Origin of the sequence: Stenotrophomonas sp. ATCM1_4 (genome assembly GCF_004348115.1) — a bacterium.
In the GTDB taxonomy this organism is placed as follows: Bacteria; Pseudomonadota; Gammaproteobacteria; order Xanthomonadales; family Xanthomonadaceae; genus Stenotrophomonas; species Stenotrophomonas capsici.
The window spans coordinates 2,625,316-2,642,681 of the sequence record NZ_QPFB01000001.1 but is presented as its reverse complement, the minus strand read 5'-3'; the positions used below and the strand labels follow the sequence as shown (position 1 = coordinate 2,642,681).

The 17,366-nt window shown below is 67.9% G+C and carries 21 protein-coding genes; 5 read left to right on the top strand and 16 right to left on the bottom strand.

What is annotated here, in order from left to right; translation table 11 throughout:
• Nucleotide 1: 1 nt before the first annotated feature.
• The 5 genes from ATCM_RS12140 to ATCM_RS12120 form a co-directional block, all read right to left on the bottom strand.
• Nucleotides 2-409, bottom strand: a complete 408-nt coding sequence (locus tag ATCM_RS12140) for a hypothetical protein (protein ID WP_132864781.1) — start codon at nt 407-409, stop codon at nt 2-4.
• A 73-nt stretch (nt 410-482) separates the two neighbouring features.
• On the bottom strand, nt 483-1,856 hold the full coding sequence (locus tag ATCM_RS12135; RefSeq protein ID WP_132864780.1) for an ATP-binding cassette domain-containing protein: 1,374 nt from the start codon (nt 1,854-1,856) through the stop codon (nt 483-485).
• Nucleotides 1,857-2,125: 269 nt separating this feature from the next.
• The gene (locus tag ATCM_RS12130) at nt 2,126-2,584 is read right to left on the bottom strand and encodes a DUF4426 domain-containing protein (RefSeq protein ID WP_132864779.1); all 459 of its coding nucleotides are present in this window, start codon (nt 2,582-2,584) and stop codon (nt 2,126-2,128) included.
• Nucleotides 2,585-2,609: 25 nt separating this feature from the next.
• Nucleotides 2,610-3,455, bottom strand: coding sequence for a pyrroline-5-carboxylate reductase (gene proC / locus ATCM_RS12125; RefSeq protein ID WP_132864778.1), 846 nt, complete (start codon nt 3,453-3,455; stop codon nt 2,610-2,612).
• A gap of 18 nt (nt 3,456-3,473) precedes the next feature.
• Nucleotides 3,474-4,151, bottom strand: a complete 678-nt coding sequence (locus tag ATCM_RS12120) for a YggS family pyridoxal phosphate-dependent enzyme (RefSeq protein ID WP_132864777.1) — start codon at nt 4,149-4,151, stop codon at nt 3,474-3,476.
• 82 nt (nt 4,152-4,233) lie between these two features.
• Here ATCM_RS12120 and ATCM_RS12115 point away from each other — a divergent pair, with 82 nt between their 5' ends.
• Both ATCM_RS12115 and ATCM_RS12110 read left to right on the top strand, forming a co-directional pair.
• Nucleotides 4,234-5,271: a type IV pilus twitching motility protein PilT gene (locus tag ATCM_RS12115; protein ID WP_132864776.1), complete on the top strand. Its 1,038-nt coding sequence runs from the start codon at nt 4,234-4,236 to the stop codon at nt 5,269-5,271.
• 114 nt (nt 5,272-5,385) lie between these two features.
• Complete coding sequence (locus ATCM_RS12110; protein ID WP_132864775.1) at nt 5,386-6,516, top strand: PilT/PilU family type 4a pilus ATPase; 1,131 nt, start codon at nt 5,386-5,388, stop codon at nt 6,514-6,516.
• A 326-nt stretch (nt 6,517-6,842) separates the two neighbouring features.
• On the opposite strand, the gene ATCM_RS12105 is transcribed toward ATCM_RS12110, so the two are convergent.
• Complete coding sequence (locus ATCM_RS12105) at nt 6,843-7,379, bottom strand: DNA-3-methyladenine glycosylase I (RefSeq protein ID WP_132864774.1); 537 nt, start codon at nt 7,377-7,379, stop codon at nt 6,843-6,845.
• Between the two features lie 78 nt (nt 7,380-7,457).
• Between ATCM_RS12105 and ATCM_RS12100 the strand changes: the two genes are divergently transcribed.
• The 3 genes from ATCM_RS12100 to ATCM_RS12090 are packed head-to-tail and all read left to right on the top strand — an operon-like array spanning nt 7,458 to nt 9,454.
• Nucleotides 7,458-8,024, top strand: a complete 567-nt coding sequence (locus ATCM_RS12100; RefSeq protein WP_132864773.1) for a YqgE/AlgH family protein — start codon at nt 7,458-7,460, stop codon at nt 8,022-8,024.
• On the top strand, nt 8,017-8,484 hold the full coding sequence (ruvX, locus tag ATCM_RS12095; protein ID WP_132864772.1) for a Holliday junction resolvase RuvX: 468 nt from the start codon (nt 8,017-8,019) through the stop codon (nt 8,482-8,484). The genes ATCM_RS12100 and ruvX overlap by 8 nt, the downstream gene beginning before the upstream one ends.
• Nucleotides 8,485-8,503: 19 nt before the next feature.
• Nucleotides 8,504-9,454: an aspartate carbamoyltransferase catalytic subunit gene (locus tag ATCM_RS12090; RefSeq protein WP_132864771.1), complete on the top strand. Its 951-nt coding sequence runs from the start codon at nt 8,504-8,506 to the stop codon at nt 9,452-9,454.
• A gap of 85 nt (nt 9,455-9,539) precedes the next feature.
• Here the strand turns inward: ATCM_RS12090 and ATCM_RS12085 are convergent, their stop codons facing one another.
• From ATCM_RS12085 to raiA, 10 genes are all read right to left on the bottom strand, one after another.
• Nucleotides 9,540-10,274, bottom strand: a complete 735-nt coding sequence (locus ATCM_RS12085; protein WP_132864770.1) for a tetratricopeptide repeat protein — start codon at nt 10,272-10,274, stop codon at nt 9,540-9,542.
• A 70-nt stretch (nt 10,275-10,344) separates the two neighbouring features.
• Entirely contained in the window at nt 10,345-10,611 is a 267-nt protein-coding gene (locus ATCM_RS12080; protein WP_132864769.1) for a hypothetical protein, read from the bottom strand.
• A 114-nt stretch (nt 10,612-10,725) separates the two neighbouring features.
• On the bottom strand, nt 10,726-12,087 hold the full coding sequence (mgtE, locus tag ATCM_RS12075; protein WP_132864768.1) for a magnesium transporter: 1,362 nt from the start codon (nt 12,085-12,087) through the stop codon (nt 10,726-10,728).
• A 118-nt stretch (nt 12,088-12,205) separates the two neighbouring features.
• Entirely contained in the window at nt 12,206-13,924 is a 1,719-nt protein-coding gene (gene ptsP, locus ATCM_RS12070; protein ID WP_132864767.1) for a phosphoenolpyruvate--protein phosphotransferase, read from the bottom strand.
• Nucleotides 13,925-13,970: 46 nt separating this feature from the next.
• The gene (locus tag ATCM_RS12065; protein WP_132864766.1) at nt 13,971-14,240 is read right to left on the bottom strand and encodes an HPr family phosphocarrier protein; all 270 of its coding nucleotides are present in this window, start codon (nt 14,238-14,240) and stop codon (nt 13,971-13,973) included.
• On the bottom strand, nt 14,233-14,625 hold the full coding sequence (locus ATCM_RS12060) for a PTS fructose IIA subunit family protein (RefSeq protein ID WP_132864765.1): 393 nt from the start codon (nt 14,623-14,625) through the stop codon (nt 14,233-14,235). Before ATCM_RS12060 ends, ATCM_RS12065 begins: the two co-directional genes overlap by 8 nt.
• A gap of 76 nt (nt 14,626-14,701) precedes the next feature.
• Complete coding sequence (gene rapZ, locus ATCM_RS12055; RefSeq protein ID WP_132864764.1) at nt 14,702-15,580, bottom strand: RNase adapter RapZ; 879 nt, start codon at nt 15,578-15,580, stop codon at nt 14,702-14,704.
• On the bottom strand, nt 15,577-16,527 hold the full coding sequence (gene hprK, locus ATCM_RS12050; protein ID WP_132864763.1) for an HPr(Ser) kinase/phosphatase: 951 nt from the start codon (nt 16,525-16,527) through the stop codon (nt 15,577-15,579). The genes rapZ and hprK overlap by 4 nt, the downstream gene beginning before the upstream one ends.
• Nucleotides 16,524-16,976: a PTS sugar transporter subunit IIA gene (locus tag ATCM_RS12045; protein ID WP_132864762.1), complete on the bottom strand. Its 453-nt coding sequence runs from the start codon at nt 16,974-16,976 to the stop codon at nt 16,524-16,526. Before ATCM_RS12045 ends, hprK begins: the two co-directional genes overlap by 4 nt.
• Nucleotides 16,977-17,000: 24 nt before the next feature.
• Nucleotides 17,001-17,315 carry a ribosome-associated translation inhibitor RaiA gene (gene raiA, locus ATCM_RS12040; protein ID WP_132864761.1) on the bottom strand — a complete coding sequence of 105 codons (315 nt, stop codon included), beginning with the start codon at nt 17,313-17,315 and terminating at the stop codon, nt 17,001-17,003.
• Nucleotides 17,316-17,366 lie beyond the last annotated feature (51 nt).

Genomic DNA, 17,366 nt, shown 5'->3' with positions numbered 1-17,366 from the left:
GTCAGATGGCCGCTTCGATGCCCGGCATCGCAAGCCGTGAGCGGGTCAGTGCCATGCCCAGGTTGGCGGTGCGGCGGCAGACGAACACCATCACGTAGTCCGGGTAGCGCTTGCCGCGCATGAAGATGTGGATCAGGTTCTCGCTGTTGACGATGATTTCCTGGAAGTAATGCGCGCCTTCCTGTTCCTGCAGGCCGCGGGCGCGGCGGAACATCTGCTCGATGCTGCGGATGTTCGGGCCCTGGTACAGGTCGGCGGTGGCGGCGGCGACCAGGTCCAGCACTTCGCGCGGATGCGAATCGACGGTACGGACCGAGAGCAGCATGCCGGAGCTGATGTCGACGTAACCGGCGGCCACGCATTCGGGAACGGAGGCAACGGCCTGTTGCAGGGTGGTATCGAGGGACATGGGGGTGGTTCCTTGAGGGGGAGGCAAACGCAATGCGCGCGGGCCGGGGAGGCCCGCGTGCGGAAAGGGAAGGTCAGCAGGCGCGGATCAGCAGGTTTTCTTCGAGGGCGTGCAGCAGGTCTTCCTGCTCGCGCGATTGCACGAAGCCCGGTTCCAGGGTGCGCAGGCGGCGCAGCGCTTCGTCGGCGGTGAGCCCTTCGCGGACCAGCCATGCCGCCAGCACCATGCCGGTGCGGCCGAGCCCGGCCAGGCAATGCACGGCGACGACTTCGCCCTCGCGCAGCATCACCTCGATCTTGGCCAGCAGCAGCTTGGCCCACAGCAGCGGCGGTGCGCCGCGGTCGGCGATGCCCAGGTGGTAGCTGCGCAGGCCGTGCGGGGCCAGCAGCGCGTCGGGCATCGGGTTTTCGGTCAGGTTGACCAGAACGGTGACGCCCATGCCGCGCAACAGGGCCAGGTCGTGGTCGGCTGCGAACACCACGCCCGGCATCGGGCAACCGGCGAGCTTGCCGGGTACCAGCCAATGGAAGCCGTTGGGGCCACGGCGCGACGGCGTCGCCGGCAGGCGGACCGGTTGCACGACGGGTGCCGGAGCGGGTGGCGGCGCAACCTCCGCTGAGGGTGCGGCCTGCAGCGGGGCAGGGGGGGACACGTTGTCGGCCAGTTCCTCGGCGCGCGCGTCCGGCGCCGGCACATGGCAGCTGCCGGTGCGCAGGAACTGCGCCAGTACCGGGTGCTGCATGGCGTTGCTGAAGAAGGCGGCCGTGTCGGCATCCACCTGCACGTGGCCGCCGGCCAGCAGGATCACCCGCGAGGCGATGCGGCGGGCCTGGCCCTGGTGGTGCAGGGTGACCAGGCAGGCATGGTCACGGCCCAGGCGTTCGATCAGGCCGAGCACGACCTCGGCCTCGTGCGGCTCCAGTTCGCTGGTGGGCTCGTCGATCAGCAGCAGCGGGCTGCCGCTGAAGGCCGCGCGGACGATGGCCAGCTGGCGGGCAAGCACGCGCGGCAGGTCGATGACCCTGTGCGACAGGTGCTCGACCAGGGCGTCGGCGGCCAGCGCCTGCAGGCGCGCGACGATGTCCTCGCGCAGGATGTGCTGGCTGCCCCCGGGATGCTGGCGCAGCGCGGCGGCCAGGTTTTCCTGCACGCTGAAGCCCAGTTCGCGTGGCTGCTGGTGGACCAGCACCGGCGGCCGTTGCGCGGCCTCCAGCGGTGCGCCGTTGAACAGCAGCCGCCCCCAGCGTTCGCCGTGGGCGTTGTGCTGGCCCGACAGTGCCTGCAGCAGCGAGGACTTGCCGGTGCCTCCGGGACCCATCAGCACCATGATGCCGGGGCCGTCCAGGGTCAGGTCGAGGTGGGCCAGCACCGTACGGCGGCCACGGCTCATGCCCCAGCCTTCCAGCTGCAGCAACGAGGGGACGGCAGTTTGAACAGGGGAGGTCATGGAACCTTGTCCGACGCAGACCGCATCCGGCGGGCGCGGGCGGAAGAGGGAAAGGCGGGCAGTATGGTTTGCCTCAAATCCCTGTCAATTTGACTTTGTGTTGACGCGCATCAACATCCGTGAATAGGGAGGGGGCGCCGGGTATTGTCCGAAAGCCCTGCTATCCAATTGATGTGGAAGGGAAAAGGTGGCTGGTCGATAGGTCATGGCCTTGTCCTGCCAATGTCATCGGGCCGGCCCCGACGTCACATTTCCGGTTTCGGCCGGATTCAGAAATTTCGCGCGAAACGCACCGTCCCTTGCGCGGTTGGCGCAGCCACCTGCAGTTCCAGCCGCAGCTGGTCGCGGGGATGGGCATCGAGCACGCCGATCAGGTCGGTATAGGGGCCGGTCCGGACTTCACGCAGCAGCACCTGCTGGCGTTGGCCGGACAGGTCGGTCGCGGTGGCCTGCACGCTGCCGCCGGCCGGCAACTCCTCACCGTTGCTGAGCTGGCGCAGCGCGACCACCAGCAGGGCGCGGTCGGCTTCGCGGTTGACGCCATAGCTGCGGGCGACTGCCTCGTTCATGGCCAGCGTGGGCAGCAGGTTGTAGTGCACGCGCAGGCTGCCCAGGTCGGCATGCCCCGGTTGTGGCTGCACCGGCGAGGCCGGGCGCGGGGTTTCCTGTGCCGAGCAGGCGGCCAATGACAGCACGGCGGACAACAGCAGCAGCGGGAATCGGGACATGCGGACCTCCGGGTGGGCGGTGGGGTCAGTCGTTGGCGGCGGAGAGCTCGCGGCCACGGCGGGTGGCCGCGTCGATGGCGCGGGCGGTCAGTGCTTCGAAGCCGCCGGCCTGGAAGGTCTCGATGGCGGCCTGGGTGGTGCCCCCCGGCGAGGTGACGCGGCGGCGCAGCTCGGCCGGTGCTTCGCCGGCTTCGGTGAGCATGCGCGCGGCACCGAGCACGGTATCCAGCACCAGCGTGCGCGCCGCCTCGGCGGGCAGGCCCTGCTCGAGCGCGGCTGCCTCCATCGCCTCGGCCAGCAGGAACACATAGGCCGGACCGCTGCCGGACACGGCGGTCACCGCATCCATCCTGGCTTCCTCGTCGATCCACACCGTGCGCCCGGCGCTGGCCAGTACCTGTTCGGCCTGCGCGTGCTGGCTGGCCGAGACGCGTGCGTTGGCGAACAGCCCGGTCACGCCGGCACCGAGCAGGGCCGGGGTGTTGGGCATGGCGCGTACGACCGCCTGGTCGCCGCCCAGCCAGCGGTCCAGCTGCCCGGCGGTGATGCCGGCGGCAATCGAGACCACCACCGGCTGCCGTGCCGCGGCGTGGGCGGCCAGCTCGCCGCAGACCGCGCGCATCACCTGCGGCTTGACCGCCATCAACCACAGCCCGGCTTGGCCGGCGGCACCGGCGGCGCCCTCGTGGACGTTCACGCCGAAGTCCTGCTGCAGTGCCTCGCGCAGCGCCTGCACCGGTTCGGCGACGTGGATGCGGGTGGCCGGCATGCCGCGCCGGACCAGCCCGGCGATCAGGCTGCGGGCCATGTTGCCGCCGCCCACGAAGGCGATGTCGGTGTCGGGAAGGGCGGCGTGCGGCGTGCTGGTCATCGTGGAATCTCGGTTGGATCAGGGAGTCGGGCGTTGGCCGAACAGCGCGGTACCCACCCGCACCATGGTCGAACCAGCGGCGATGGCCTCGGCGAAATCGCTGCTCATGCCCATCGACAGAGTATCCACGTGGGCATGGCGGGCGGCCAGCGCGTCGAACAGGCCGCGCATGCGGGTGAAGGCGGCCTGGCGCCTGTCGTGCTCGGGGAACGGGGCCGGGATGGCCATCAGGCCGCGCAGGCGCAGCCGCGCGTGCGCGGCGATGGCCTCGGCCAGCGCCGGGACCTGCGCCGGCTGGCAGCCGTGCTTGCTGTCCTCGTCGTCGATGTTCACCTGGATCAGCACATTCAGCGGCGGCAGCGCCGGCGGCCGGTGCCGTGCCAGGGCCTCGACCAGCTTGGGCCGGTCCACGGTCTGCACCCAGTGGAAGCTGCGCGCGGCCACCTCGGCCTTGTTCGACTGCAGGTGGCCGATCAGGTGCCATTCCAGCGCCAGCGCGGCCAGTTCCTGGATCTTGGCGGCCGCTTCCTGCACGTAGTTTTCACCGAACGCGCGCTGACCTTGTGCGGCCAGCGCGGCGATCGCCGCGGCCGGCTGCAGCTTGGAAACGGCCAGCAGGCGGACCGGCTGGCCAGGCCGGGAAACAGCGTCGATCTGCTGCTGGAGTGAGGCCAGGGACACGGTTTGCAAAGACATCAACCTCTTACGCGGGAAGGCTATACTGCCCGCCAGGGGAAACACCTTCCAGATACTCGCAACGCAGGGGACATAGCGGCGTATGGATATCGCTGAACTTTTGGCGTTCTCGGTCAAGAACAAGGCCTCGGACCTCCATCTCTCGGCCGGCTTGCCGCCGATGATCCGTGTCGACGGTGACGTCCGTCGCATCAACATTCCCGCGCTGGACCACAAGCAGGTGCACGCGCTGGTCTACGACATCATGTCGGACAAGCAGCGGCGCGACTTCGAAGAGTTCCTCGAGGTCGACTTCTCCTTCGAGATCCCGTCGCTGGCGCGCTTCCGCGTCAATGCCTTCAACCAGAACCGCGGCGCCGGTGCGGTGTTCCGTACCATTCCCTCCGAAGTGCTCACGCTGGAAGACCTTGGCTGCCCGCCGATCTTCCGCCAGCTGATCGAGCAGCCGCAGGGCCTGATCCTGGTGACCGGGCCGACCGGCTCGGGCAAGTCGACCACGCTGGCTGCGATGATCGACCACATCAACAAGAACGAATACGGCCACATCCTCACCGTCGAGGACCCGATCGAATTCGTGCACACCTCGCAGAAGTGCCTGATCAACCAGCGCGAGGTGCACCGCGACACGCACGGCTTCAACGAGGCCCTGCGCTCGGCGCTGCGTGAAGACCCGGACATCATCCTGGTCGGCGAATTGCGTGACCTGGAAACCATCCGCCTGGCGCTGACCGCCGCGGAAACCGGCCACCTCGTGTTCGGCACCCTGCACACCAGCTCGGCGGCCAAGACCATCGACCGTATCATCGACGTGTTCCCGGCCGGCGAGAAGCCGATGGTGCGCTCGATGCTGTCCGAATCGCTGCGCGCGGTGATCTCGCAGGCGCTGCTGAAGAAGGTGGGCGGCGGCCGTATCGCCTCGCACGAAATCATGGTGGCCACCCCGGCCATCCGCAACCTGATCCGCGAAGACAAGGTGGCGCAGATGTATTCGTCCATCCAGACCGGTCAGCAGGTGGGCATGCAGACCCTGGACCAGAACCTGCAGGACCTGGTCAAGCGCAGCCTGATCACCCGCAATCAGGCCAAGGAATACGCCAAGGACAAGCGGCTGTTCGAGTAAGCAGGCAAGGCGGGGCAGGGGCCCGGCAACGGTGCATGGCACCGGCCGCAACCTGCCTCCAGTCGTCGCAACCCTGTTTCGTGACCACCCTTATCGGCTCCGAGGGAGCATGCCATGAGCACCATTGATTTCACCTCGTTCCTCAAGCTGATGGCGCACCAGAAAGCGTCGGACCTGTTCATCACCGCCGGCATGCCGCCGTCGATGAAGGTCAACGGCAAGCTGTCGCCGATCACCCAGACCCCGCTGACCAGCCAGCAGAGCCGCGACCTGGTGCTGAACGTGATGACGCCGGCACAGCGCGAGGAATTCGAGAAAACCCACGAGTGCAACTTCGCCATCGGCGTGTCCGGCGTGGGCCGTTTCCGCGTGAGCTGTTTCTACCAGCGCAACCAGGTGGGCATGGTGCTGCGTCGCATCGAGACGCGCATTCCCACCGTGGAGGAGCTGAACCTGCCGGCGGTGATCAAGACGCTGGCCATGACCAAGCGCGGCATCATCCTGTTCGTCGGCGCCACCGGCACCGGCAAGTCGACCTCGCTGGCGGCCATGATCGGCTACCGCAACCAGAACTCCAGCGGCCACATCATCACCATCGAGGACCCGATCGAATTCGTGCACAAGCACGAAGGCTGCATCGTCACCCAGCGTGAAGTGGGCATCGACACCGACAGCTGGGAGGCGGCGCTGAAGAACACCCTGCGCCAGGCGCCGGACGTGATCATGATCGGCGAAATCCGTACCCGCGAGGGCATGGACCACGCCATCGCCTTCGCCGAAACCGGCCACCTGGTGTTGGCCACGCTGCACGCCAACAACGCCAACCAGGCGATGGACCGCATCATCAACTTCTTCCCGGAAGACCGCCGCAACCAGCTGTTGATGGACCTGTCTCTGAACCTCAAGGGCGTGGTCGCGCAGCAGCTGGTGCCCAAGCCCGACGGCAAGGGCCGTCGCGTGGCGATGGAAATCCTGCTGGGCACGCCGCTGGTGCAGGACTACATCCGCGACGGCGAGATCCACAAGCTCAAGGAAGTGATGAAGGACTCGGTGCAACTGGGCATGAAGACCTTCGACCAGAGCCTGTTCGAGCTGTACCAGGCCGGCGAGATCAGCTACGACGACGCACTGCGCTACGCCGACTCGCAGAACGAGGTGCGCCTGCGCATCAAGCTCTCGCAGGGGGGCGATGCCAAGACCCTGTCGCAGGGTCTGGATGGTGTGGAGATCGCCGAGGTCCGTTGAGGGCTGGAGGCGAGTGGAAAGGCTGGTCCTGCGGAAGCGGGACTGGCCTTTTTGTTTTGGAGTATTGCGCGAACGGCGTACCCCTCCCCGGCCCTCCCCTTGCTGCGCAAAGGGAGGGGGAGAGGCCGCATTACTGCGCAGAAAATGGTGTTGCTGCCGCCTGATCGATCGCAGGAACAGCCCCCTCCCTTTGCGCAGCAAGGGGAGGGTTGGGGAGGGGTGCTCTTCGCTCGATTTCCCCGCGAAGCAAAGGGGATGGCCGGGAAAGGGGTAGGCGCTTTCCAGCCCATCCCCGCTTCGCGGCTGAAGCCGCTCCTACCCGGTCTTCAGCCCTTCAACCACTTCGGCTTGAGCTTCAGCACCCGTGCGTACACCGGGCAGCTTTCGTGGTGCGCACCGGGCAGGTAGCCCAGGCTCATCAGGAACTCGCCGGTGATCTCGCCGCCGGTGAAACGGAAGGTTTTCTTGAACAGCTTCACCCATTCGGCCTTGCTCAACGGGTGGTGCGCGTCCAGCCAGGCCGAGAAGCCGCCATGGGATCGGCGCAGCCCCTGGATCACCTGCGCATTGTGGATCGCGGCCTGCACCTTGAGCCGGTTGCGGATGATCGCCGCATCACCCATCAGGCGGGCCACGTCGGCCTCGCCGTAGGCGGCCACGGTGTCCACATCGAAGCCGTCGTAGGCGGTACGGAAACCCTCGCGCTTGCGCAGGATGGTTTCCCAGCTGAGCCCGGCCTGGTTGATCTCCAGCAGCAGGCGCTCGAACAGCTCGCTTTCCGCATGCTGCGGAAAGCCGTACTCATTGGCGTGGTAATGGTCGTGAACGGGATGGCCGGGAGCGATGTCGCAGTACGTGGGCATGGGCGCGGATCAGCAGGGACGTGGCCCGATTATCGCCGCTGCACGCCCCGGACACGCGTAACCGCTAGAATATGCGCCATGTCCGCGCTGTCCCTGCCCCTGTCCAACCACCTGCTGGTCGCCCTGCCGTCCCTGGCCGATGGCACGTTCGCGCGCAGCGTCGCGCTGATCTGCCAGCACGACGAGAACGGCGCCATGGGCGTGGTCGTCAACCAGGCCTCCGATTTCACGCTGGGCGAGGTCTTCGAACAGATGGAGATCGACTGCGACGACGGTGACCTGCGCGCGGTGCCGGTGCTCAATGGCGGGCCGGTGCATACCGAACGTGGCTTCGTCATCCATGACGACGCGCGCGGTTGGGATTCCAGCCTGACCGTTGCCGACGGCCTGTACCTGACCACCTCGCGCGACATCCTCGAGGCCATGGCCATCGGCCAGGGGCCGCGCAACGCGCTGGTGACCCTGGGTTGCGCCGGCTGGAGTGCCGGGCAACTGGAACAGGAACTGGCCGACAACAGCTGGCTGACCGTACCGGCCGATGCCGCGCTGCTGTTCGCCACGCCGCTGGAAGAACGCTGGCAGCTGGCCGCCGCGCGGATCGGCGTGGACCTGTTCCGCCTGACCGGGTACAGCGGCCGTGCCTGAGCCGGCCCGCCTGTCCACCGACAGCACCGTACTCGGCTTCGACGTCGGCTCGCGCCGCATCGGCGTGGCCATCGGCAGCGCCTTCGGCGTCGGTGCACGCGCCATCGCCGTGGTTGACGTGAATGCCAACGGACCGGACTGGACCACGCTGGACCGCCTGCACAAGGAGTGGCGGCCGCAGGGCCTGATCGTCGGCGACCCACTGACCTTGGAAGGCGAGGACCAGCCCAACCGCAAGCGCGCGCATGCCTTCGCCCGGCAGTTGCAGCAGCGCTACAAGTTGCCGGTGCTGCTGGTCGACGAGCGCTCCAGCTCGGTCGAGGCCGCGCACCGCTTTGCCGTGGAACGTGCCGAAGGCCGCAAGCGCCGCCGCGATGCCGCCAACCTCGATGCCGTGGCCGCCGCGGTCATCATCGAGCGCTGGCTGTCGGCCCCGCACGACGCCACCCCCATTTCCTGACTGCCGAAGATCTCCCGCCATGACTGCTGCGCAACTCGATGACCAAGGACGCCTCCGCCACCTGCTGACCCTGGAAGGGTTGCCCCGAGAGACCCTGCTGCAGCTGCTCGACCGCGCCGGCCAGATCCGTGACGCGGCGGTGGGCCGGATCAGCAACAAGCGCGCGGTGCTGGCCGGCACCGCGGTGTGCACGCTGTTCTTCGAACCGTCCACGCGCACCCGCAGTTCGTTCCAGCTTGCCGCGCAGCGACTGGGCGCGGACGTGCTCAATTTCGATGCCTCCACCTCGTCCACGCGCAAGGGGGAAACCGCCTGCGACACGCTGAAGAACCTGGAAGCGATGGGCGTGCGCGGCTTCGTCATCCGCCATCCGGACGACGGCGCGGTGGCGGCGCTGGCCGCCGCGGCCGGCGAGGGCACCGCGCTGGTCAACGCCGGTGACGGTCGCAGCGCGCACCCGACCCAGGGCCTGCTCGACATGCTGACCCTGCGCCAGGCCAAGGGGCCGGACTTCTCCAAGCTCAAGGTGGTGATCGTCGGTGACGTGAAGCACTCGCGCGTGGCCCGCACCGACCTGCACGCGATGCGCACGCTGGGCGTGGGCGAGATCCGCGTGTGCGGCCCGCAGTCGTTGCTGCCCGATGATGAAACCCTCAAGGGCTGCGTGGTCGGACAGGACTTCGACGCGCTGCTGGAAGGTGCCGATGCGCTGATGATGCTGCGCCTGCAGCGCGAGCGCATGGAAGAAGGGCTGGTGCCGTCGCTGGAGCAGTACCACGCGCAGTACGGGCTGACCAACGAGCGCCTGAAGCGTGCCGGCAAGGACGCGGCGGTGTTGCACCCGGGCCCGATCAACCGCGGCGTGGAAGTGACCGACGAAGTGGCCGACGGCCCGCAGTCGTGGGTGCTGCGCCAGGTCGCCAATGGCGTGGCGGTGCGCATGGCAGTGCTGGAAACCCTGCTGGGTTGATGCCGGCTGCCGCCGGCAGGAGCGGTCTCGGCCGCGAAGCCAGGATTCCATCCGCTCCACCGTTGATCGCCTCCAACCTTAGGCGTCACTTCCTGCCGGCACGCTCCCGCAGCTGCTGGATGTAGGTCAGCTCCTGCAGCGCGACCGGGTTGTCGGGTTCCAGTTCCAGCGATTGCTCGTAATGGGATTGTGCCGACGGCAGATCGCCCAGCTCGATCAGCGAGAACCCCACGCCGCGCAGCGCCAATGCCTGCAGATGCGCGGCCTCGGGATGGCTGCGGGTCAGTTCCAGCGCCTGCTGGTAGCTGGCCAGCGCACCACGCCAGTCCTTGCGCTGGTTGAAGGCGATGCCGCGTTCGGTCAGCACGTCGGCCTCATACGGGGCAGTTGCCTGGGCCTGGTCCAGCCACTGCATGGCCTGGTCGGTGTCGTGGTACTCCACGGCGATGTAGGCCAGCTGCTTGTAGGCATCGGCGCAGGCCATGTCCAGCCAGTCCAGCGGCGTGCCGTCGTTGTGGTCGGCCAGGTACAGCTCGTACTGTCGTTGGGTACGGAAGCTCACCGCACGTCGCCCGGCGGCCGCCCGATAGGCATCGCAGTGCTGGGCGACCTCCAGCAACGCAACGCGCGCCTGCGCGTTGTCACCTTTCAGGCTCTGCTCGACCGATTGCTGGACCGATGCCCGTAACTCCCTGCCCAGGCCCGGCTCGGCGGGGCGCGGGGCGACCGGCGCGGTGGTCAGCTTCCACGGGCCGGTTTCGGTCTGTGCGAAGGCGAGGTTGCAGCACAGTCCGAGCGTGACGATCAACAACAGGCGCATACAACCCCCCGGTGCAGTGGCGTTGCCGGCGAGCTTTGCACGCCGTGGTCGCCGTTGCCAGTGGTTCGCCTCAGCTGTCGCGCGGTGCCATCGCCAGGATGGCCAACTGCTGTTGGGCTTCCTCGTTGCCCGCGTCGGCGGCGGCCTTGACCTCCTGCAGCGACGGGTGCATCACCACCAGCAGCGGGTACTCGCACTGCGGGCAGGTGTATTCGGTCTGCTCGTCGTGCAGCTCCATCTCCATCTGCCGCGAGCTTCCCTGCCATTCGCAGGCCGGGCAGGCATGGTTCTGGTCGCGCCAGCCGGGCTGGTAGTAATCGGTGACGGTGGTGGTCATGGGCGGTGCCTGCGGATGGGCTGCGGAGTGTAGTACGTCAGGCTTCACGTCATCCGGGAGGTCGCGGGCAGCCAGGTCGCCGGGGCGTCGCGGATGTACGACGCCCCGCTGCAATCAATGCAGCAGCACCAGCGTGGCCAGACCAAGGAAGGTGAAGAAGCCCATCGTGTCGGTCACGGCGGTCAGGAAGATGCCGCTGGCCAGCGCCGGGTCGAAGCCCAGCCGCTTGAGCGTCAGCGGCACCAGTACGCCGGCCGAGGCGGCGAACAGCAGGTTGCAGGTCAGGGCCACGGCGATCACCAATGACAGCCCCGGCATGTGGAACCAGGCCAGCACGATCAGGCCCAGGATCGAGCCGAGCAGCAGGCCGTTGAGCAGTGCGACGCGCAGTTCCTTCCACAGCAGGGTGCGTGCGTTGGACGCACCCACCTGGCCCAGCGCCAGGCCGCGCACCATCAGCGCCAGCACCTGGGTGCCGGCGTTGCCGCCCAGGCCGGCGACGATCGGCATCAGCACGGCCAGTGCCACCAGCTTGTCGATGGTGCCTTCGAAATGGCCGACCACGCTGGAGGCCAGGAACGCGGTGCACAGGTTGATCGACAGCCACATCAGGCGCCGGCGCATCGCGCGCCAGACCGGGCTGAACAGGTCCTCGTCCTCGTCCAGGCCGGCCGCGCCCAGCACCTGGTGCTCGGCCTGGCCACGGATGATGTCGACCACGTCGTCGATGGTGATGCGGCCGATCAGGATGTTGTTGTCATCCACCACCGGTGCCGAGACCCAGTCGTGGTCGGAGAACTGGCGGGCCACTTCGTCGGCGCTCTCGCCGACGTCGATGGCCGGCTGCTCGTCGTCGATCAGGCGGTTGATCGGGGTGGTGTCCTCGTGGGTCACCAGCGAGGCCAACGACAACCGGCCCAGGTACTGGTGACGACGGCTGACCACGAACAGGTGGTCGGTATGGTCCGGCAGCTCGCCGCGCAGGCGCAGGTAACGCAGCACCACGTCGACGTTGACGTCGGCACGCACGGTGACCACGTCCGGGTTCATCAGGCGGCCGGCGGTGTCTTCCGGATAGGACAGCACCTGCTCGAGCCGCTCCCGGTTCTCGCGGTCCATCGACTTGAGCACTTCGTCGATGACGGTGTCGGGCAGGTCCTCGACCAGATCGGCCAGGTCGTCGATGTCCAGGTCTTCGACCGCGGCGATGATCTCGTCCGGGTCCATGTCCGCCAGCAGGCTCTCGCGCACGTCGTCGCCGACGTGCACCAGCACCTCGCCGTCATCCTCGGCGTCGACCAGCCCCCACACCACCTCGCGCTTGCCCGGCGGCAGCGATTCGAGCAGGTTGCCGATCTCGGCCGGCGAAAGAGTGTTGACCAGGCGGCGTACGGGGCCAAGCCGGCCGCTGTCGAGCGCATCGGAAAGCAGACGCAGCTGTCGTGCGGTCTTGTCGTGGCGTACCGCTTCGGCCATGCGCTGCTCCCGGGAATGAAAAGGCCGCTATCCGGGGCAAGGATGCGGCATCGGCGGTGTTGAGCCCGTCATTATCGCGTGCACGGCGTGCCGATGCACAGGTGCCGGGGCATCGGAATCAGTCGCGGGCGTTGCCGTTGATCCAGCGCTCGATGCCACGCCGGTCGCGGGCGGCCAGCAGTTGCGGTGCCTGCGCGCGCAGGCCGGTGAGGTCCACTTCGCGGATGGCGCGGCGCACCTCCAGCAGGGTGCCGGGGTGCAGGCTGAACTCGGTCAGGCCCAGCGCCAGCAACATTGCCGTCATCTGCGCGTCACCGGCGATCTCGCCGCACACCGCCACCGGGGTCTGGTGGCGTCGCGCGGTCTCGATCACCTGCCACAGCAGCCGCAGCACCGCCGGATGCAGCGGCGAGTACAGCTCGCTGACCGCCTCGTTGTTGCGGTCGGCGGCCAGCAGGTACTGCACCAGGTCGTTGGTGCCGATCGACAGGAAATCGACCTGGTCGATGAAGCACTCCAGCCCGATGGCTGCCGCAGGCACCTCGATCATCGCCCCGACCGGGATGTTCTCGGCCACTTCATGGCCATCGTTGCGCAGCAGCGCGGCCAGTCGCGACAACCGGCGGCGCACCGCCATGATCTCCTCGCGGCTGCTGACCATGGGCACCAGGATGCGCACCGGCCCGTAGCCGGACGCGCGCAGGATGGCGCGCAGCTGGGTGTCGGCGACCTTGGGGTTGGCCAGCGACAGGCGCACGCCGCGCAGGCCCAGCGCCGGGTTCTCCTCGTTGCCCATCACCAGGCCGGTGCGATCGGCCTTGTCCGCGCCCAGGTCCAGCGTGCGGATGGTGACCGGCCGGCCGCTCATGCCGAGCACGGTGTCGCGGTAGGCGCGGAACTGTTCTTCTTCGTCCGGCAGGTGGTTGCGCTGCAGGAACAGGAATTCGGTGCGGTACAGGCCCAGCCCGCGTGCGCCCAGCGCATGCGCCTGGGCCACGTCGTCCTGGGATTCGGCGTTGGCCAGCAGGGTGATTTCCTCGCCGTCCAGCGTGCGGCTGGGCTTGGCGCGCAGGCGGCCCAGTTCGCGTTGCTCGCGGGCCAGCTCGCGCTGGCGCGCACGGTACTGGCGCAGGTCGGAGGAGGCGGGCTCGATGACGATCTCGCCGCTGCCGCCGTCCAGGATCATCACGTCGCCGTCGTTGACCTTGTTCAACACGGCGCTGGCGCCCACCACCAGCGGCATGTGCAGGCTGCGGGCCAGGATGGCGCTATGCGAGAGCACGCTGCCGCCGCTGCTGACGATGCCGACCACGCCCTGCGACTGCAGTTGGGCCAGTTCGGACGGGGCCACGTTCTCGCAGACCAGGATCTCCCCGGCCAGTCCCTTCACATGGGTGGCGCGCTTGTGCAGGAACGAATGGATGCGGCCGATGACGTGGTCCAGGTCGTCGATGCGGCTCTTGAGGTAGGCGTCCTCCATGCCCTCGAACACCTGCGCCAGGCGATCGCGCTGGACGCGCAGCGCATGGCTGGCGCTGTAGCGCTTGCCGCGCACCAGTTCATCCAGCGCGGTAAGCAGTTCGGGGTCGTCCAGCAGCATGGCGTGCAGGTCGAGGAACTCGCCGACCTCGGCGGGCAGGGCGCCCTGCAGGCGGCTGCGCAGTTCACGCATCTCCGCGCGCGCCGCATCGGTGGCGCGGTGCAGGCGTTCCAGTTCCTGTTCGACGGCCGATGCGGCAATGCGCTTTTCGCCGGTTTCCTGCACGTGCGGCAGGCGGACACGGGCACGTCCCAGGGCCGTGCCACGCGACGCCGCCAGCCCGTGCAGCCGGGTCATGGCAGCAGGCCCCTTGGCGTGTGGGCGGGAGGCGGCAGCGCGCGCATCAGTTGTCTTCGTCGAAACGGCGTTCGAACAGGGCGGTGATGGCTTCCAGCGCGGCACCTTCGTCCTCGCCATCGACGCGGACGGTGACCGGGGTGCCCTGGCCGGCGGCCAGCAGCATCACGCCCATGATGCTCTTGGCATTGACCTCGCGGCCCTTGGCCACCAGCGTGGCATTGGCGCGGAAGGCCGATACCACCTGCACCAGCTTGGCGGTCGCGCGGGCATGCAGGCCCAGGCGGTTGGATACGGTGAGTTCTTTCTCAAGCATCGTCGACGATGACTCCATTGCGAGCGCCCGCCGCCGCAGTGGCGGGCAGTTGGTCCAATCCCTGTTCCGGATAGTTCATCACCCGCAGCAGCATCGACAGGCTCAACCCGGAGACGCGCCTGGCCGGGGTGCCCAGCCGGACCAGCTGGTTGGCCAGGTTGCTGGGGCTGGCGCCGTACAGGTCGGTCAGCACCAGCACGCCTTCGTCACCCTCGACCCGCCGCATCGCGGCCGAGGCCGCGGGCAGCAGTGCGTCGAGGTCGGCATCGAAGGGTACTTCGAAGGCTTCGGTCTTCAGCGGCAACTGCCGCAACAGGGTGGTCGCCACTTCCAGCAGGGAAGTGCCGACGCCGGGATGGGTCACGAGGAGAATGCCGCAGGTCATCCCTGAACGTTAACAGGTCACCATGAGTCCGCGATAGCGTCGGAACCTGTCTTCTGTGTGCCGTTCAGTACGGGGCTCAATCCTGCTCGCGGTGGAAGGTGGCCACGTCCGGCCAGCCCTGTTCGCGGGCATGCCGGGCCAGGCGCTCGGCCAGGTACACCGAACGGTGCTTGCCACCGGTGCAGCCGAAGGCGACGGTCACGTAGGCGCGGGTCTCGTTGCCCAGCTTGGGCAGCCAGGTGTCCAGCAGGTCCTGCAGCTGGGCGACATAGCGCACCACCTCCGGCTGGGCATCCAGGTATTCGCGCACCTCGCGGTCACGGCCGGTCAGCGAGCGCAGTTCCGGGTCCCAGTGCGGGTTGGGCAGCACGCGCGCATCGAACACGAAGTCGGCCTCGGCCGGCACGCCGCGCTTGTAGGCGAAGGACTCGAACAGCAGCGAGAGCTTGCTCTGCTGGCTCAGCGCGAATTCGGTGATGACCCGGCGCCGCAGCTGGTGCACGTTGAGCCGGGTGGTATCGATCACCGCATCGGCTTCGCGGCGCAGGGGGGCGGTCAGCTCGCGCTCGCGGGTGATCGCCTCGGGCAGCGACAGCCCGAGGTGGCTGAGCGGGTGGCGACGGCGGGTATCGGCGTAGCGCGCCAGCAGGGTATCGTCGTCGGCCTCGAAGAACAGCAGGCGGGCATCGATGCCATGCTCGTTGGCGGTCTTGCGCCACTTCGCCAGCTGGCTCAGGTCGCTGCGCCCACGAACGTCGATACCGATGGCCAGTCGTTGTGGGCTGCTGTCATTGCGCTGGCCGAGCACCCCGCGCACGAATTCCGGCAGCAGGTTCACCGGGATGTTGTCCGAGCAGTAGTAATCCAGGTCCTCGAAGGTCTTCAGGGCGACCGATTTGCCCGAGCCGGACAGGCCGCTGACGATGACCAGCACCGGGGACGGTAAGGCGCTCATGGACTGCGTTGCTCCAACAGGTTGCTGTGGCGGGCGATGAACATGGCGGCCGGGTCGATGCCCTTGGTGCGCAGGATGTGCAGGCGCGTGGCGGCCTCGGTCAGCACCGCCAGGTTGCGGCCGGGCATCACCGGCAGGGTGATCAGCGGCACGTCCAGGTCGAGCACGTGGCGCTTGCCGGAATCGCCGGTCAGGCGCTCGTAGCCGTAGGCGCTGGGTTCGGTCATCGGCTTGGTCAGGTGGACGATGAGGCGAAGGTACTTGTTCTTCTTTACAGACGTGTCACCGAACATCTGGCGCACGTTGAGCACGCCCAGGCCACGGACCTCGAGCAGGTCCTGCAGCAGTTCCGGGCAGGTGCCGTCGAGCACGTCCGGGGCGATCTGGGTGAACTCCGGGGCATCGTCGGCGACCAGCCGGTGCCCGCGCGAGAGCAGTTCCAGCGCCAGCTCGCTCTTGCCCGAGCCCGCCTCGCCGGTGATCAGCACGCCGATGGAGTAGATCTCCATGAACACCCCGTGCAGGGTGATGCGGGGCGCCAGGGTCCGGGCCAGGTGGTAGCTGAGGTGGTTGAGCAGCTCGTGGCCGCGCTTGGGCGAGACCCACAGGGGGGTCTGGGATTCGTCCGCGGCCGCACGCAGGTCTTCCGGGCAGCCATGGCTCTTGGTGATGACCAGCGCCATCGGGTGGGCCTGGATGATCCGTTCGATCACCTCCCAGCGCTGGCGCGCGTCCAGCGAATCCAGCCAGGTCAGTTCCTCGGTGCCGAGGATCTGGACCTTGTTGGGGTAGATCGTATTCAGGTAGCCGGCCAGTGACGGCCGCCGTGACACGGTGTTGCCCGCCTCCAGTTCGCGGCGTGCGCCTTCGCGTCCGGCCACCCAGCGCAGGTCGAGCTTCTCGCGCTGCTGGTCGAACAGTTCCTGGGCAGTGATGCTGGTATTCATCCGCGGGGCGCCTGTGGCGGTTGGGTGATGATCTGCTGCAGTGCCTCGGCATCGGGCGCATCGCGCAGGGCCTGGCGGACGCCGGCATCGGAGAACAGCTCGGCCAGCTCGGACAGCAGCATCAGGTGCTGGTGGGTGTAATGCTCGGGTACGGCCATGGCGAAGACCAGGTCCACGCCCTCGTCAGCGCCGAAATCCACCGGCTGCCGCAGGCGCAGCAAGGCGCCACGGGGCCGTTGCAGGGTAGGGGAGCGGCCATGCGGGACGGCGATGCCATGGCCGATGGCGGTGCTGCCGACGCGTTCACGCTCGCGCAGGCTGTCAAAAAGGCTGTCTGCGCCGGCTTCGCGACAGGCCAGCAGGCGCGAGGCGGCAAGAAGGGTGCTGTCTCGATCAGCGGCCGCGAGTACCTGGGTACTCACGGCCGCCATCAGGTCGGTCAACGGCATGTCTGGTGCGGAGAGTGGCTGCTGTCAGCCATTGTCGCGCAGTGCATGCGATGCGTGGGGAAGATGTTTTTCCTTGTGCTTGATGACCAACCGGTCCAGCTTGTCGGCAAGGACGTCGATGGCCGCGTACATGGTCGAGCCGGCGGCGTCGGCATGCAGGGTGCGCCCGGGCAGATTCACCGTGGCGACGACGAGGAAGTCAGGCTTGCGAGTGGACAGCTGCACCCGTATCTCGCAGTGCTGGTCGACGTGTCGTCCCACCCGCTCCAGTTTCGTTTCCACGTACTCCTTCAGGGCGGGAGTGACTTCGATCTGCTGGCCATACGTCTCGATACGCATCGGATTCCTCCTGTGGTTCGGGGTTGCCTCATGAACCCTCTGCCCAGCCAG